Here is a 15,712-nt window from a genome sequence, read left to right on the forward strand (position 1 = left end):
ACCGCCTATTGGTGCCGCCAGACCTTCACCGCTGAGAGAAGGAGCAGCACGGTCAGGATCGGGATCAGTGCCGCGCTGGGCACAATGCCGAGCAGCAGCCCTCCGACGATGGTCCCGGCGATCGATCCTGCGGCCATGACGAGCACGAATCGGGTGTTGCCACGCAGGATCTGAAAACTCTGGTCGCGGCTGTAGCGGGCGAACGCGACCAGCATCGTCGGCAGCGACACCATCAGCGACAGGCTCCCGGCGACCTTGATGTCCACTCCGAACAACAGCACGATCGTCGGAATCAGCAGCTCCCCACCGGCCACACCCATCAACGCGGCGACAATCCCGATACCGACACCGGCCGCCACCGCAGCGCAGATCCTCGCCACCGTCGGCAACTCCAAGCTGCCGACATGACCGAGATGGCTCACTGCCAGGGCGGCAGCGATCAGCACGAGCAGCAGCGCCAGGACCCGGTACAGGGTTTGCGAGGCCATCCTGGTGGCCCAGCCCGCCCCGAGCCAGGCACCGACGAGGCTGCCCGCGAGCAGGTTGACCGCGATCGTCCAGTGCTGGCTCACCTCGGAATACGGCAGAGCGATCAGCCGCGCCGGGAGTGCGGTGAGGACCACGATCAGGCTCATCGCCTTGTTCAGTATGACCGCGTGCAGAGCCGCGAATCCGAACAGCCCGATCAACAGCGGCAGCCGGAACTCCGCACCGCCGAGCCCGATCAGCCCGCCGAGCACACCGATCACCGCACCGGCGCAGAACACCAGCACCACAGCATCGCGCCGCGCTACCGCGGCAAGTCCCGGTGGGCCTTCGACTGTCTCACTCACAGACTGAGACGCTACGGGCGCACGGCAACCTCACCGCCCGCAGGAGGCGCGGTGCCAGGATCCGTCGATGCCGAATCGAGCGGGATGGGCGGCGTCAGAAACTTCCGATCGATGCCGTCGAGATCTGCCGATAGAACCGGGTAGCCCCTCGCGCGGCAGCGCGGGGAGTTCACCGGCTGTTCGTTTGCCTCGCTGTATCGATATCAGTCAATATAGGCATATGTCGAAGTCGAAGTTGGTGGTGACGCCCGTGCAGGCGTGCTCCGCCGCGCCCCTGGTGCGCGAGCCCCTGACCGAACCCCACGCCACCGAACTCGCGACCGTGTTCAAAGCACTGTCGGATCCGGTCCGGTTGCGCCTGCTGAGCGCCATCGCGTCCCGTGAGAGTCAAGAAGCGTGCGTGTGTGACCTGTCGGTCGGGATCGAGCTGACCCAACCCACGATCTCGCACCACCTCAAAGTGCTACGCGAAGCCGGACTGCTCGACAGCGAACGCCGCGCCTCCTGGGTGTACTACCGAGTCGTCCCCGCAGCCCTGCAACGACTCTCCGAAGTCCTGCTCGTCGAGAGCGGCACCACCCTGGGAGCCAACGCATGAACGCGACAACCACCGACCACCCCGCCGTCGTCGGCAAACTGTCCACCCTCGACCGATTCCTGCCCGTCTGGATCGGCATCGCGATGGCCGCCGGACTACTACTCGGACGCATGATCCCCGGCCTCGGCGACACCTTGTCCGCCGTGGAGATCGACGGCATCTCCCTGCCGATCGCGATCGGGCTGCTGATCATGATGTACCCGGTCCTGGCCAAGGTCCGCTACGACCGCCTCGACTCCGTCACCGGCGACCGCAAACTCCTGATCAGCTCCCTGGTCCTGAACTGGATCCTCGGCCCGGCCCTGATGTTCGCCCTGGCCTGGCTGTTCCTGCCCGACCTGCCCGAATACCGGACCGGGCTGATCATCGTCGGCCTCGCACGCTGCATCGCGATGGTGATCATCTGGAACGACCTGGCCTGCGGCGACCGCGAAGCCGCCGCCGTCCTCGTCGCGCTGAACTCGGTGTTCCAGGTCTTCATGTTCGCCGTGCTCGGCTGGTTCTACCTCGCGGTCCTGCCCGGCTGGCTGGGCCTGGAACAAACCACCATCGACGTCTCCCCCTGGCAGATCGCGAAATCGGTCCTGATCTTCCTCGGCATCCCGCTGCTGGCAGGGTTCTTGACCCGCCGCTTCGGCGAACGCGCCAAGGGCCGCGACTGGTACGAATCGAAGTTCCTGCCCAAGATCGGGCCGTGGGCGCTCTACGGGCTGCTGTTCACCATCGTGATCCTGTTCGCGCTGCAAGGCGACCAGATCACCTCCCATCCCCTCGACGTCGTGCGCATCGCGATCCCGCTGCTGGCCTACTTCGCGATCATGTGGGGCGGCGGCTACGCCATGGGCGCGGCCCTGGGCCTGGGCTATGAACGCACCACCACCCTCGCCTTCACCGCTGCGGGCAACAACTTCGAACTCGCCATCGCCGTAGCCATCGCCACCTACGGGGTCACCTCCGGCCAAGCGCTCGCCGGTGTCGTCGGCCCGCTCATCGAAGTCCCCGTCCTGGTCGGGCTGGTCTATGTCTCCCTCGCGCTACGCAAGCGATTCCGACCCACAACCACTGCAAACGCCGCTACCGAAGGGGTGACGCCGCGGTGAGCACAACACCGTCCGTGCTGTTCGTGTGCGTCAAGAACGGCGGCAAGTCCCAGATGGCCGCCGGTTTGATGCGCGCCGCCGCCGAGGATCGGGTCGAGATCCATTCCGCCGGAACCACACCCGGCACCTCGGTCAACGCCATGTCAGCGCAATCGTTGCTCGAACTCGGGGTCGACATCCGCGCCGAGATCCCGAAACCGATCGATCCCGCGCTTCTTCGCTCGGTCGACCTGGTCGTCACGCTCGGCAGCGAAGCCCACGTCGAACCAGTCGACGGGGTACGAATCATCAACTGGGACACCGACGAACCCTCCGAACGCGGCATCGACGGCATCGAACGCATGCGCCTGGTCCGCGACGACATCGCCGCCCGCGTCGAAACTCTGCTCACCGAACTCACCACACCCGCCTAGCAACGGACACCCACATGAGCGACAGCCCTCTCGCCCCCTTCCACACCCGTCACGACCTGACCATCGACCAGCAACTCGCCCTCAAAACCGCCGCCACCCACCTGCAACGCGAGTTCGACGGCACCTTCGGCATCGAGACCGTCGAACGGTTCCTGTACTCGTCCTATGACCAGTTCGCCGGACGCGCGACCGTGATCAACTACCTGCCGCTGCTGGCCGAACGCTTCGCCCGCCAACGTCTGCACGCACTGGCACGCGTCGAAGGCAAAGCCCACACCGGCACCCCGACCGTGTTGTTCCTGTGCACCCACAACGCCGGACGTTCCCAGATGGCACTCGGGTTCTTCACCCACCTCGCCGGTGACCGGGCCGTGGCCTGGTCCGGCGGTAGCGAACCCGGCGACGAGATCAACCCCGCCGCGATCGCGGCGATGGCTGAGGTCGGCATCGACATCACGACCGAATTCCCCAAGCCGTGGACCGAAGAGATCATCCAGGCCGCCGACGTGGTCATCACCATGGGCTGCGGTGACGCCTGTCCTCTCTACCCCGGACGCCGCTACGAGGAATGGAACCTCGACGACCCCGCCGAACTCGACATCGCTTCGATCCGCCCCATCCGCGACGAGATCGAAACCCGCGTACGCCACCTGCTCGGCGAGCTCGACCTCCCAGCCAACTGAAAGGCATTGCCCCACATGAGCACCAAGCCCAGTGTCTTATTCGTCTGCGTCCACAACGCCGGACGCTCCCAGATGGCCGCCGGATTCCTCACCCACCTCGCCGGCGACTCGATCGAGGTCCGATCCGCGGGCAGTGCACCCGCCGAGACGATCAACCCGTCCGCAGTCGCGGCGATGGCCGAACTCGGCATCGACATCGCCGACCAGACCCCGAAGATCCTGACCTACGACGCCGTGGAAACCTCCGACGTCGTGATCACCATGGGCTGCGGCGACACCTGCCCGTCGTTCCCCGGTGTCAGCTACCGCGATTGGGTCCTGGAAGACCCCGCAGGCAAGGGCGTGGACTCGGTCCGACCGATCCTCGACGAAATCAAAACACGAGTCGAGGCCCTCGTCGCTGAACTGCTGCCCACCCGGGCCTGATCTCAGCCCAGGATCAACCTCCGATTCTCCTGAGCCTGCCCTCGCTGACAAACACGTCAAGCGAGGGCGGCTCGGTGCAGTGCTTTCTCGAGAACGCAGCGAGACTGCTCGCGTGGTAGGTGTGTACGTCGGATACCAGTCGCGAACCTTCGAGCCGCTGTTCTGACAGGATCTCTACATGAAGTCTGCCTTCTCTGCCGAAGTGGCTCAGGCCGTCGGCTATGTGGTCTTGGAGGCCGCTGATGCCGAGGACTCGATCGGTGAGTTGATTGTGTTGCGGTGCGGGATGGACAAGCCGCATATGTCGTGGTGGCAGAGCGGTACTGGCCTTGCCGATGCCCTGGAGAGCATTGGCGATCCGACGCTGCAACCGATCGCGGACGAACTACGCGAACTACTTCCGTTGAGACATCAAGTCGTGCATGGCTTGTGGCTCGAAGGGAAGGGCGGCGCACATCTGACGATGCTTCGCAGCAAGTCGACGAAGAAGAACCCGAAACTGCCAGGCGCGGACGTCGGCGGATGGTCGAACAACCTTCTTGCGGTGCTGGCGGAACGATTCCGGGTTCTCGACCGCATGGCGGACGATGCGATCAGCGATGCAATGGGTCTGCCACGGTCCCCGAACTCCCTTCTACCTCCGCGAAGTGAGCCGGTGGTGCTGCCCGGCAGGACGCCTCGCGGGCAGGGTCCAGCGTAGGACCCACAGAATTCAGGTTTGATCTTGCGCATCGGACACCACCGCCTGGGACCGAACCTGACCTCGCCGAGCCGAATCCAGCGGCAATTTGCCGTATACCAAGACCATTCAGCGTGACGATCGCCTATGCGGTCGAGGATTCATCTGTGGCCGGAGCGGTCGGGTTGCGCCGCCGAGAGGTACGCGGCGCCGCTGGCACATGGCTGGGGCGGCACACGATGACGACGTCGGTAACGTGGGGCAGCTTGAGCAGCGCGTTGCGAGTGGTCCCATGTTCCTGCACGGAAGCGGATTCGTCGTAGATGAACACAGCTAGCTTCGTGTACGGCTTGTTGTCAATGAGGTAGGCGACGTAATCCTCTAGGATTTCCTTCTCGAATGCTTTGAAGTCGGCTGCCCTGCGTGCGTATTTGACCTCGATGAGTAGGCCGAGGGAGGGGATCCCGAAGTCAGCTCGGTAGGTGCTGTGTCCGACTTTGCGCAGGGTTTCCTCATCTACGAGGTCATCGAAAACGGGCCGAAGCATCAGCCAGAGGATGTTCTGAATCTCACGTTCTTCGGTGATCAACCACCGAATAGGGTGGATGAGATTATCTCCATCGTGCCGCCATTGGCGCATGGCATCGCCGAAGCGGCTCAACAGCACACCGACGTGGCTCGTACTCAGAACTAGATCGTCGACGCTCGCGGTGACGATCCGCACCACAGCATTCAAGAGCAGGGCGGCCCGCCCCGCAGATAGCGACTCGGCCTGATTCAACACCAACTCGCTGATCAGGCGCGAGCGCAGTCTGCGCAGCTCGTCAGGGTCTTTCAGAATCTGGCATCCAGGAAGGCCCGCTAGCCAGAGCCAGCCGGCGAGTTCGACCGGGTCGGAGATATTGCGCGCGTCGGGGCTGTTGCCGATCGGTGTGCCGATGATATGACGTGCGTAGTGATGAAATATGCCAAGAAGTGGAGTGGCTGGGCGTAGTCGGGGATCATGAAGCACCTCGGCCAGCCAGGGTCGCGCCTTCGGAACATCCTCCAGGACGGCGTTAACCGCGAGCGCAAGGCCGATGATCTGACCGGGGTCGTTCACAAACGTGACGCCATCGGCCTGGAAAGGATTCTTGCGCATGAGGTTTGGCAAACCCTCCGACAGATACTGCCGACCAGTTTGAGATTCCATCGAGACGAACCCTGTAAGCCCGAAGCCGAGAATGGCCACGCCAGCTGCGTACACGAAGCGGTGACGATTCTCGGCCAACCACTCCGGGGTCATGGGGTTTACGTTCCATACGACGCTGCTATGGCGATCGGCGAGGATGCGATGGGCCAGCAGACCCTCGAGGTTGCCCGGAAGGTTCGCGCGTTGGACGACGCTCTCGAGGTTGGCGATCCGCACCCCGAGAACCTCGCCGGTGATGGCTGTCGAGTCTTGGTCATCCGCAGTAGTCACAAGAACCACCTGCTGGAACGCAGCGCGGTCGCGACGGCGTCGGCGTTCCAATTCCGAACATGACGGAGGTGGCCGAGAAGGTCGGCGATCAGATCGGAGTACAAGATCGTGACCGGCCGACTGGAGGGGTACATGGTGCGCCAAGACATCGAGGTGAACCGGAAAACCTGCCGAGATAGGTACTCCATGTCCTTGAAGGTGGACTGTCGATGAAGTTGCAGCAGCAGGGGTTTGGGTGCGCCATGCAACGCACTCTTCAGGTCTCTTGGCCCGCTGACTGCCAGGAGCATGTCGCTTGTCCCGACAGGAACAGCGACTCCCCGGTTCGGAACGTAGTAGCCTTTGCCTTGTCCTCGGGTCCGCTGGTTCGCGACGCCTGAGCTGGCGCGATCGAACATCACCCACTCGTGTTCTGTGCTGATGTGTACGAAGGCGAACTCAACTTTTGCGTATTGCCGTGTCAGGCTTTCGACAAGCTCTTTGACGGCATTCGCCTCGATGTCTTTCAACGGCTTGAAGACATGGAAAACCAGCCGAAGCTCGTCGCCCCTTTGCCAGGCATTGCGCCTCTTGATGTCATCGATGCACTCGGTTAGCGACCTCAACAGTTCTTGTGGATAGTCGTCGTAGTCCGCCTCGCGAGAAGTGTTCGACAACAGGTAATTGCCGTCGGCGCTGAAAACCGTAGTGATCCCGACGATCCGTTCAGCATCGGAGAGACGACTCGACTTGACATGGGCGCTACCGATACCGATGACCAGCTCCTGCGCGAGAGGTCGTGGAGCTGCGATCACGAACGGAACGCCACCGAGCTTGGCGTAGCAAGCCAAGGCGATGCTGTTTAGCGGATAGGCGAGCTTGCTCAGCCGAGCTGTCTCGATCCTGACGTCCTGAACTGGTACGCCTTGTCCCATGAAGGTCGATTTGGCGACGAGGTAGGGGCTATCGTCGCCGTTTAGATGCACCTGGGCCTCGCTGGTGATGACCAGTGCAAGATCAACTTCGCCCGCGCGGAGCGCGGCCATGCATGCCTCGCGGTATGCACCCGCATCGGTAGCATCGCCGTCGAACGCTTGAATATCCACCTCGTAGCCGCCGAGATGGTACTTGCGGACGAAACCCTGACTGTAGACAGATTCGCCTTGAACTCCGTGCAGAAACTTGGTCACGAAGTTTTCCACGATGCCTTTGTGGGCACGCGGGGTGACAACCGCGATCCGGGGCTTCTTCTTGGCGAAGAACTCAACGTCAAACGGGCCATACTCGTCGAGACCGCGATCGGCCGATCGGTGGGTCTTATCCCCTGACTGGTCGAACTGAAATACTGGCTCGTCGTAGAGCTTCCAGTCGACAGTGCGAGCACGATCATTGCTCGATCCGACCGGTGGTTCCAGCGACACCGACAGGTCACGAGCAATGGACAGCGGTCCTCGCCTCGCAAGGCGGCCTGCGATTTCGATCGTCTTGTCGTAGCGGCCGAACGCCCCCAGCAGATCGAACGTGGCTTGTTCCAGTTCCTTGGTGATCTGAGCACCGTCTGCACCTGCGAGAGTTGTCATCACGGTGGCGAAGGTCTCGCGGCGGCTCTCCAGCCACGCCTCGGCGGCTGGGACACGCCCGATGCCAGGCGCATCACGAAGCACCAGATCGGCGCCATCGATGTGGTTGACAGCACCGACATTCCGCCGGGATGCATAGCGGTCCATCCATGGAGACGTCTCGAACGCGCTGTCTTCAGCGAGGACGTACAGACCCTCGACCGAGAGTCCGCGTTCGATCAACTCCGCGACCGTCAGGTCGATCTCGTACCGAGTCTTCAGACCGATAACAATCCCTGGGCGATTCGAGGGACCAACGGCCCTGCTATCCAGAACCCATTGCGGGAACACATGCAGGCTCCGCAGGTCGTCATGACGTCGACTGCGAACGATTGGTGTGAGCAAGTCCTTGCCCGGCAGCCGCGACACGAAGGTCGGTGGGACGCGCTTGCGTAGTTTGTATCCCCACTCCAGAACCAACCTCAGCATCGCCTCCTGCACCAGGCGCATCGTCAGACGCCGGTACTCGCGAGAAGGAAACGTGGTCATTGTGCCGGGTGAGTCGGCGTCATCAACTAGGGGGATACAGGCGATCCCCCCGCGCGTCCTGGAAACAACATGCGTGTCTTCCAGTTCCGCACGAAGGCTGTTCAGTTGATCATGTGACTCGTACTGGACCAGCCCGCCGTCGAACTTCTCCGCAGAGAATCGCACCGGGACGAAGTTGAACGCCAACAGCGGCGAGCTTGATCGATACATGTCAGTTCCCGTCTCACTCTGTCTCCCCCGGCAACGGAGGGCAACCTGCCTGCGCCCAAACGGGCCTGGAGTTCACTGGCCCGAAGGCGATCATCCCAGCCAGGTATGACACCAAACGAAGCAGCAACTTCGCGCAGGTCCTTGAGGCGACAGCTGTTCGAACCGGCTCAGGTGCCACCATCGGAATCATTGGCAGAACCGACGTCGGAGCCAGAACACCTCTCGGCTCGGTACCCGCAGCTCGTCCACTGGCGGGTCAGTCTTCGCGATTCCCACAGGGAAGGAGACTCGCCGCGAACCGCAGAACGTTGTGAGCCACTTCGATGTGGCCATGGTGGGGCACATCGAAGCTGGGAACGCGGGTGACCTGGGGGTTCGTGCTGGTCAGCTGGTAGTTGAAGCCGCTTTCGCGTTGGCTCGACTGGCAGATGTGCGTTCGGTCGGCAGGAGGTCCTGCGTTGAGGTACGGAGGTGCTCCTCCGACTGCCCGACTCGGATGGATCAGCGCGACGTGATCGCATCCGGATTCAAGTCGAGACGGCGCAGCAGTTGTGCGTTGACAGCGACAACGACCGTGGAGGCGGACATGAGCAGCGCGCCGACCTCCATGGGCAGCGTGATCCCCCAGGGGGCAAGCACCCCGGCAGCGAGGGGAACGGCGATGACGTTATATCCAGCTGCCCAGGTGAGGTTTTGGATCATCTTGCGGTAGGTCGCTTTCGACAACGCGATGACCGAGACCACCGAACGCGGGTCGTCGCTGGCCAAGACGACTCCGGCCGAGGCGATGGCGACGTCGGTGCCCGCGCCGATGGCGATGCCGACGTCGGCGCGAGCAAGGGCTGGGGCGTCGTTGACGCCGTCACCGACCATGGCGACCTTGTGGCCGGCGTCCTGCAGGGCTTGGACTTTGGCGCCCTTGTCTTGTGGCAGGACTCCGGCGAAGACTTCGTCGATGCCGAGCTTCGCGGCCACGGTGCGGGCAACGGGTTCGGCGTCGCCGGTGATCATGGCGACGTGAATACCGCGATCGTGCAACGCTCGGATCGCTCGAGCGGATTCAGGACGGATCTCATCTGCCAAGGCCAGGGCGCCCACGACCTCGCTGTCGCGTACGACGTGCAAAACAGTCGATCCCTGCTCAGCCCATTTCGCGGCTTCTGGTGCGGGGCTGAGGTCGCGCTCGCTGAGCATTGCCGGTCCGCCGACGCTGACCGTTGCCCCACCGACGGTAGCCGTGACACCGATACCGTTGCGGGCGGCGAAGTCGGTGGCCGAGGGCACGTCGAGGCCGCGATTGGACGCGGCGGTGACAATGGCACGGCCCAAGGGGTGTTCACTGTCGCCTTCGGCCGCCGCGGCCAGTGCGATGACCTCGTCTTCGCTGGCTGTCGTCGTGGTAGCGGTCGCGGCCACGACAGCAGGTTCGCCGCGGGTCAGGGTGCCGGTTTTGTCGAACAAGACCGCGTCCACGGTGCGCATCTGTTCGAGAGCGCGGCGGTCGGTGATCAGGATGCCTGCCTTGGCTGCCCGTTCGGTCGCGATGGAGACCACCAGCGGAATCGCCAAACCGAGAGCGTGGGGGCAGGCGATCACCAGCACGGTGATCGTGCGGGTGATCGCGGCTTCGGGTTGACCGAGGATCATCCAGGCCACCGCGGTGATGACCGCGGAGCCGGAGGCAAACCAGAACAGCCAGCCCGCGGCGCGGTCGGCCAGAACCTGAGCGCGCGAGGTGGAGTTCTGAGCTTCGGCGACCAGTCGCTGAATGCCCGCCAAGGCGGTGTCGTCACCGACGGCGGTGATGCGCACCCGCAGTGCGGAATCGGTGGTGACGGTTCCGGCGACGACGTGGTCACCGGGTCCGCGGCGCACTGGCCGGGATTCACCGGTGATCATGGATTCGTCGACGTCGGCGGTGCCGGATTCGACCTCGCCGTCGGCGGGCACCCGTCCTCCAGGCCGGACCACGACCAGGTCGCCGGTCTGCAATCCGCTTGATGCGACGGTGCTGACCGCCCCGTTGTCGTCGACGCGTTCGGCTTCGTCAGGAAGCAGCGCGGCTAGCGATTCCAGCGCGCTCGATGCCTGCCCGAGTGAGCGCATCTCGATCCAATGCCCCAGCAGCATGATCACGATGAGCAGCGCCAGTTCCCACCAGAAGTCCAGCTCGTGAGCCAGCAACCCGAGCGTGGAACCCCAGGACGCGACGAAGGCCACGGTGATCGCCAACGCGATCAGCAACATCATCCCGGGCTGTCGTGAACGGATCTCCGACACCGCACCGGTCAGGAACGGGCGCCCGCCCCACAGGTACATGACCGTGCCGAGTACGGGCGATACCCAAGCCAACGCGCCCGGCACGGTGTAGCCGATCAGGTCGGCGAACATCATGTCCGCGGTCACCACCGGAATCGCGAGGACCAGCATCACCCAGAACAGTCGCCGGAACATCGCGACGTGGTCGCCGTGTCCCGCATGCTCACCGTGGCCAGAGTGCGAATCGTGGCCGGCCGAGCTTGTCTCGAGTTGGTGGCCGGTGTGATCGCTGAGTTCGTGACCGGTGTGATCAGGCTTGTTGTCGTGAGACAGCGGGGGCATGTCACGACCTTCGTGTCCGTGATGCTCGTGGCCGGTGTCAGTCGAGTCTGAGCCGCTGCCGGAGGATGAGGGATCAGTGGACATAGTGGCGACTATATACCCTGGGTGGGTATTTACGCAGGGGTCCACCCGGGTCGAGCGGCATGCCGAGGTCGCTACCTGACTCGCGACGAGAATGGGTCGGTCGTGCCCGGAACGGGCGATACCAGTTTTCACTGGGTCGGCCAGTCGACTGCCGTTCCGATAGACGCCGGACGGTTGCGCAGCATCGTGGCGATCAGCACCGCGGCGAGTACGACCAGGATCGCGGCAACGGTGAGCGCGTAGGCGAACCCTTCGGTCGAGGCCTGCTGGGTGTCTACCGTGCCGGAGAGTGCGTCGCTGTGGCGCGTCGCGAGGGTCACCAAAACCGCCAAACCTACTGCGCCGCCGAGTTGTTGGACCGAGCTCAGCAGAGCGGAGCCGATTCCGGCATTGTCCTCGGTGGTGCCGGTGAGCGCGGTGACCGTCAGGGCGGGCAGGCTCATTCCGCAGCCGAGGCTGGTGACGAGCAACGCCGGAAGCACTCCCCAGGTGTAAGTGTCGGCGCGGTCGATACCGGTCATCAGGAGCAGGCCCGCCGCGCTGATCAGCAACGATGTCACCAATGCCCAGCGGTCACCGAGCCTGTTCACCGCCCGGGACGACAGCCACATCCCCGCCAGAATGCCCGCGCCGAACGGGAGATACGCCAGACCAGCGGTGAACGGCTCGTAGCCGAGGACGGTCTGGATGTGCAACATCAGCAGGAATGCCATCGCGTAGAAGGCCGCAGAGAACAACAACGTTGCACCATTGGCCACGGCCCGAGGCCGAAAGGCCAAGAATGACAAGGGAACCAGCGGCTCGGACGTACGCGTTTCCACGATTACGAAGGCGATCGCCAGCAGCAGTGCTGCAATCATCGCAACTGTGGAACCAACGTCTCCCCAGCTGGTTTCGGACGCCCGCAACAGGCCGTAGACCAGCAGAACCGGCACGGCCGTGATCAATACCGCACCCGGAATGTCTATGCGCGTGCGGCGTTCGCTGCGGCTCTCCGCTACCAACCGGGGAAGCAACACCAGCGCCGCCAAGACCACCGGCACATTGATCAGAAAGACCCACCGCCACGAGGCGAACCCGGTCAGCGCGCCGGAGATCACCAAACCCGACGTGGCACCGAGGGCCGCGGTTCCACCCCAGATTCCGATTGCCTTGGCACGCTCACGCGCACCGGGATAGAGCAGGGTGAGCAACGCCAGCGCGGCCGGGCTCGCCATCGCCGCCCCCGTCCCCTGAACGAATCGGCCTGCCACCAACTGCCACGGTTGCTGCGCGAGCCCGCACAACACACTTGCCACACCGAAAAGTGCGACACCACTGAGGAATACACGCCGGCGGCCGACCAGATCGGCGACCCGCCCGGACAACAACAGAAACCCGCCGAAAGCGAGGATGTACCCGTTCACCACCCATGCCAGACCCGCGGTACCGAATCCGAGGTCATCACGAACGCTGGCCAGCGCGACACTGACCACGTTGTCGTCCAGATTGAGCATGAACTGCACCGAGCAGAGCACGATCAGCACTGCCCGGCGACGGCCGTTGCCCCGGACCGAGGCCGCGTCCGCCGTTGAAGTCGAAGTCATGAAACGAACGGTAGGCACCCGCCGCGACGGCCGCGATACGCCACCAGGCCAGGTAATATCGCGTTGAGGACATAGTCTGGTGACATGCCCGAACCTGCTTTCGAACCCGCTCCCACCGGGGTGGGCGCGATCGTGGTCGGCAGCTTCCCGCTCACGGCGGGACAGTGGACCCACGAGCACTATCACCCACAGCACCAACTGGCCTGGACCCGCAGCGGGGTACTCGGTGTCGCTGTCGGAGAGGCGAATTGGATCCTGCCACCGACCCGCGCGCTGTGGCTGCCCGCAGGAGTCGTTCACAAGACCGGCGCCACCCGTGACGCCGTGCTGTGCAGCCTCTATTTCGAGCCGGACCGCTGCGACCTGGCATGGACCGACCCCACCGCTGTTCGGGTCGATGGACTCTTGGCGCATTTGATCGCCCACCTCGCCCAAGAGGTTCTAGCCGATGATGTACGGCTGCGGGCCGAGGCAGTCGTCCTCGACCTACTGCAACCACTGCCGGTCACACCCATCGACGTGCCACGCCCCACCGATGAGCGAGTACGCGCCGTCACCGACGCCCTTTTGGACAACCCCGCCGATCCACGAAGCATGGAAGCCCACGCCAGGACCGTCGGCGTGAGCCGACGCACCCTGACCCGGCTATTCGTCCAGGACACCGGGATGAGCTTCGACCGCTGGCGCACTCACGCGCGGCTCCAGGTCGCATTGTCACTACTCGCAGACGGTCAGCCCATATCGCGCGTCGCGCACGCCGTCGGATATGGAACGGCCAGTGCGTTCTCCGCGGCCTTCCGACGAACGGTCGGCACTTCTCCGAGGCGATATCTAGGCGACGTTTCCCTCCGGTGAGACGACCACCCCCTTCGACGCTCCGCGGCCTTGCCCCCGACCGGACACCCACGCGGCGATGGTGCCGAGCGCGACGACAACGATGCCCACCACGAGGGCGGCGGACATACCAACGCGGAAGCTGTCGAATACCGTTGCCAGGAACCCGGGTGGTGCGCCGGGTGCTGATCCGAGATCGCCAAGCGAGCGGGCGTCGGTCGAGTCACCCTGTACGGCCATTTCCCCTCACGCGCCGACCTGATCGACGCGGTCTTCACTCGCGCGGTAACCGAGAGCGATCGCATCCTCGACACGGTCGATGTCGACGGCGACCCAAGGGAGGCACTTGGCCGCCTCGTCACGGCATCGTGGAAGATCATCGACCAATTCCGTTCCCTGCTGCTGGCGGCAGAGAACCACATTCCGAGTGAACGAATTCGCGCCGCTCACGAACGTCCCCTGCGACGCGTGCGACATCTCATCGAAAGCGGCCGTGCCGCAGGTGTTTTCCGCGACGACCTACCCGTATCTTGGATGGTCGCGGTGTACCACAGCGTCGTACATGGTGCGGCCACCGAAGTCATCGCGGGCCGACTCACCGACCGAAAAGCGGCCACGCTCATTACGACCACTCTGCTCGCCGCATACGCACCGCAGCCGCCTTCGTAGCACCGAGAAGTGGGCGCCGCAGAGCGCGATGACTAGCCGCGGGCTCAGACCGGTTACCGATCTGAGCCCGCGGGAGTGAGTAGAGCAGACGGCGCCAGCCCTCTCATTCGAGGTGCGGCACAGGAGAGCCGACCATGGCTGACGCCGCGTGCGCTACATCTGACAGCACGAAGGCATCATCGCGCACATCAAGTCACACAGCATTTTGAACGGGTTCATTCGGACCACCTCCTTCCAGATGGGTCGGGTCGAAGCTTCATGCGTCCGCGCCGGGATGGGCGACGAACCAGGGTCGGCACTTAACGCGAACCGATGCAACGCGGGACACAAAGGTCGCTGTCGCGGCGTCCGACATCGGGGCGGTCGTGACCGTGGCCTTGCGCGCTGCCGTTGTCGTGATGGCCGTTTTCGGCACGGTAATTCCCATGCCAGCTGCTGTCACGATTGTCGGAACCGCTGGCGCGGTCGGCGCCTGCCGAAGCGGGCGCGGCGAATGCCTGCCCTGCTGTCAGCAATGTTGCCGCCGCCGCGAGGCACGTAGCCGCGAGTAGCCGTGCAGTCGGCCGAGAGCTTGTCGGCATCGATATGGCGGTGTTCATAGGGCGCCTTTCGCTGGTTCCCAGAAATTTGCTCAGGTTGCGCGATGCGTGCTCGCCCTCCGAGGAAGGACGACCTAGCGTCACAATTTCGTCACCTGCGCATGTCACCGATGTGACGATGCCGAGGTAGACGCGTCCGACACGCGGTGCGTGCGCCTGATCACACAACAGAAACTATTTACGTACCGAGATAGTAGATTGATCGGCGAGGTTGTCAACCAGCCCAGAAGCGGGCCGGTTCCGACATCCCAAAACCTGTTCCAAGCACTGCGATCGGTCGGGAGGTGTGAAGTTGCGCGTTGATCGAACGCCGCCATGGCACAACCCGGCCATGCGACCCACCCAAGCCCCAGCACTCCTGGGCAACCCTGGCGCAGCGACATTGCCATCGTCGTTACATATTCGTTACCCTCGGCCCACAGTGAAACTCTTCGTCCGATTGCGCCGTGGTGGCTGGCTGATCGCGCTGCTGATGGCAGCGCTGCTTGTCGTCCCGGCTGTGGACTGCTCACTGGTGCGCGAACACACTCACTCGGATAACCATCACGCCGTGGATTCAGCTGAAACGTCCGCCTCGGACGCTGGCCTGGCCGAGTTCTTCTTCCCCACAGCCACGACCGCACACTGCGATGTCGACACTGTCCATTGCATCGCGAAGGCGCTTCCTCCAGGCGTCGTCTCGCTGACGCTGGCGGCTATGCTGCTCGCCGCCTTCGCAGCGGTGATGCCGGTTTCGCCGACTCCGCCTGCTGGTGGCGTAGGCGTACGCGGACCACCGGGCCAACCGCCCGGCACGCGTGGCCGCAACATTCTCTCTCTGCACTGCATCGCCCGACGGTGATCGGTCA

14 protein-coding genes are annotated in these 15,712 nt (G+C 63.9%); 8 read left to right on the plus strand and 6 right to left on the minus strand.

Annotated elements, in window-relative coordinates:
• Nucleotides 1-5: 5 nt before the first annotated feature.
• A complete protein-coding gene (locus ATM97_RS15945; RefSeq protein ID WP_308248500.1) occupies nucleotides 6-833 on the minus strand; it encodes a sulfite exporter TauE/SafE family protein in 828 nt (275 codons plus the stop codon).
• A gap of 220 nt (nucleotides 834-1,053) precedes the next feature.
• Between ATM97_RS15945 and ATM97_RS15950 the strand changes: the two genes are divergently transcribed.
• The 6 genes from ATM97_RS15950 to ATM97_RS15975 all read left to right on the plus strand — a co-directional run bounded on the left by ATM97_RS15950 (nucleotide 1,054) and on the right by ATM97_RS15975 (nucleotide 4,753).
• Nucleotides 1,054-1,431, plus strand: a complete 378-nt coding sequence (locus tag ATM97_RS15950; RefSeq protein ID WP_218718807.1) for a helix-turn-helix transcriptional regulator — start codon at nucleotides 1,054-1,056, stop codon at nucleotides 1,429-1,431.
• A complete protein-coding gene (gene arsB, locus ATM97_RS15955) occupies nucleotides 1,428-2,531 on the plus strand; it encodes an ACR3 family arsenite efflux transporter (RefSeq protein WP_218718808.1) in 1,104 nt (367 codons plus the stop codon). The genes ATM97_RS15950 and arsB overlap by 4 nt, the downstream gene beginning before the upstream one ends.
• On the plus strand, nucleotides 2,528-2,944 hold the full coding sequence (locus ATM97_RS15960) for a low molecular weight phosphatase family protein (RefSeq protein WP_218718809.1): 417 nt from the start codon (nucleotides 2,528-2,530) through the stop codon (nucleotides 2,942-2,944). Before arsB ends, ATM97_RS15960 begins: the two co-directional genes overlap by 4 nt.
• A gap of 14 nt (nucleotides 2,945-2,958) precedes the next feature.
• Complete coding sequence (locus tag ATM97_RS15965; RefSeq protein ID WP_218718810.1) at nucleotides 2,959-3,627, plus strand: arsenate reductase ArsC; 669 nt, start codon at nucleotides 2,959-2,961, stop codon at nucleotides 3,625-3,627.
• A gap of 15 nt (nucleotides 3,628-3,642) precedes the next feature.
• The gene (locus ATM97_RS15970; protein WP_218718811.1) at nucleotides 3,643-4,053 is read left to right on the plus strand and encodes an arsenate reductase ArsC; all 411 of its coding nucleotides are present in this window, start codon (nucleotides 3,643-3,645) and stop codon (nucleotides 4,051-4,053) included.
• Between the two features lie 178 nt (nucleotides 4,054-4,231).
• Nucleotides 4,232-4,753 (plus strand): hypothetical protein, encoded by a 522-nt coding sequence (locus tag ATM97_RS15975; protein ID WP_218718812.1) that lies wholly within the window; start codon nucleotides 4,232-4,234, stop codon nucleotides 4,751-4,753.
• 124 nt (nucleotides 4,754-4,877) lie between these two features.
• Here the strand turns inward: ATM97_RS15975 and ATM97_RS15980 are convergent, their stop codons facing one another.
• From ATM97_RS15980 to ATM97_RS15995, 4 genes are all read right to left on the minus strand, one after another.
• A complete protein-coding gene (locus ATM97_RS15980) occupies nucleotides 4,878-6,194 on the minus strand; it encodes a hypothetical protein (protein ID WP_218718813.1) in 1,317 nt (438 codons plus the stop codon).
• On the minus strand, nucleotides 6,191-8,467 hold the full coding sequence (locus ATM97_RS15985; protein ID WP_218718814.1) for a Piwi domain-containing protein: 2,277 nt from the start codon (nucleotides 8,465-8,467) through the stop codon (nucleotides 6,191-6,193). The genes ATM97_RS15980 and ATM97_RS15985 overlap by 4 nt, the downstream gene beginning before the upstream one ends.
• A gap of 525 nt (nucleotides 8,468-8,992) precedes the next feature.
• Complete coding sequence (locus ATM97_RS15990) at nucleotides 8,993-11,092, minus strand: heavy metal translocating P-type ATPase (RefSeq protein WP_218718815.1); 2,100 nt, start codon at nucleotides 11,090-11,092, stop codon at nucleotides 8,993-8,995.
• Between the two features lie 212 nt (nucleotides 11,093-11,304).
• Complete coding sequence (locus ATM97_RS15995; protein ID WP_218718816.1) at nucleotides 11,305-12,762, minus strand: MFS transporter; 1,458 nt, start codon at nucleotides 12,760-12,762, stop codon at nucleotides 11,305-11,307.
• A 132-nt stretch (nucleotides 12,763-12,894) separates the two neighbouring features.
• Between ATM97_RS15995 and ATM97_RS16000 the strand changes: the two genes are divergently transcribed.
• On the plus strand, nucleotides 12,895-13,617 hold the full coding sequence (locus ATM97_RS16000) for a helix-turn-helix transcriptional regulator (RefSeq protein ID WP_308248501.1): 723 nt from the start codon (nucleotides 12,895-12,897) through the stop codon (nucleotides 13,615-13,617).
• Nucleotides 13,618-13,842: 225 nt separating this feature from the next.
• On the opposite strand, the gene ATM97_RS34405 is transcribed toward ATM97_RS16000, so the two are convergent.
• Complete coding sequence (locus tag ATM97_RS34405) at nucleotides 13,843-14,046, minus strand: hypothetical protein (protein WP_255587863.1); 204 nt, start codon at nucleotides 14,044-14,046, stop codon at nucleotides 13,843-13,845.
• Between the two features lie 1,239 nt (nucleotides 14,047-15,285).
• Here ATM97_RS34405 and ATM97_RS16010 point away from each other — a divergent pair.
• Nucleotides 15,286-15,705: a hypothetical protein gene (locus ATM97_RS16010; protein ID WP_218718818.1), complete on the plus strand. Its 420-nt coding sequence runs from the start codon at nucleotides 15,286-15,288 to the stop codon at nucleotides 15,703-15,705.
• The last annotated feature ends 7 nt before the right edge of the window (nucleotides 15,706-15,712 follow it).

Origin of the sequence: Nocardia sp. MH4 (genome assembly GCF_019266065.1) — a bacterium.
Classification (GTDB): Bacteria; Actinomycetota; Actinomycetes; order Mycobacteriales; family Mycobacteriaceae; genus Nocardia; species Nocardia canadensis.

What these genes read in the sequence shown, in the direction of transcription:
- ATM97_RS15990 (WP_218718815.1), bottom strand. Translation starts at nt 11,092, where the DNA reads ATGCCCCCGCTGTCTCACGACAACAAGCCTGATCACACCGGTCACGAA.
- ATM97_RS15950 (WP_218718807.1), top strand. Translation starts at nt 1,054, where the DNA reads ATGTCGAAGTCGAAGTTGGTGGTGACGCCCGTGCAGGCGTGCTCCGCC.
- ATM97_RS15975 (WP_218718812.1), top strand. Translation starts at nt 4,232, where the DNA reads ATGAAGTCTGCCTTCTCTGCCGAAGTGGCTCAGGCCGTCGGCTATGTG.
- ATM97_RS15970 (WP_218718811.1), top strand. Translation starts at nt 3,643, where the DNA reads ATGAGCACCAAGCCCAGTGTCTTATTCGTCTGCGTCCACAACGCCGGA.
- ATM97_RS15965 (WP_218718810.1), top strand. Translation starts at nt 2,959, where the DNA reads ATGAGCGACAGCCCTCTCGCCCCCTTCCACACCCGTCACGACCTGACC.
- arsB (WP_218718808.1), top strand. Translation starts at nt 1,428, where the DNA reads ATGAACGCGACAACCACCGACCACCCCGCCGTCGTCGGCAAACTGTCC.
- ATM97_RS15995 (WP_218718816.1), bottom strand. Translation starts at nt 12,762, where the DNA reads ATGACTTCGACTTCAACGGCGGACGCGGCCTCGGTCCGGGGCAACGGC.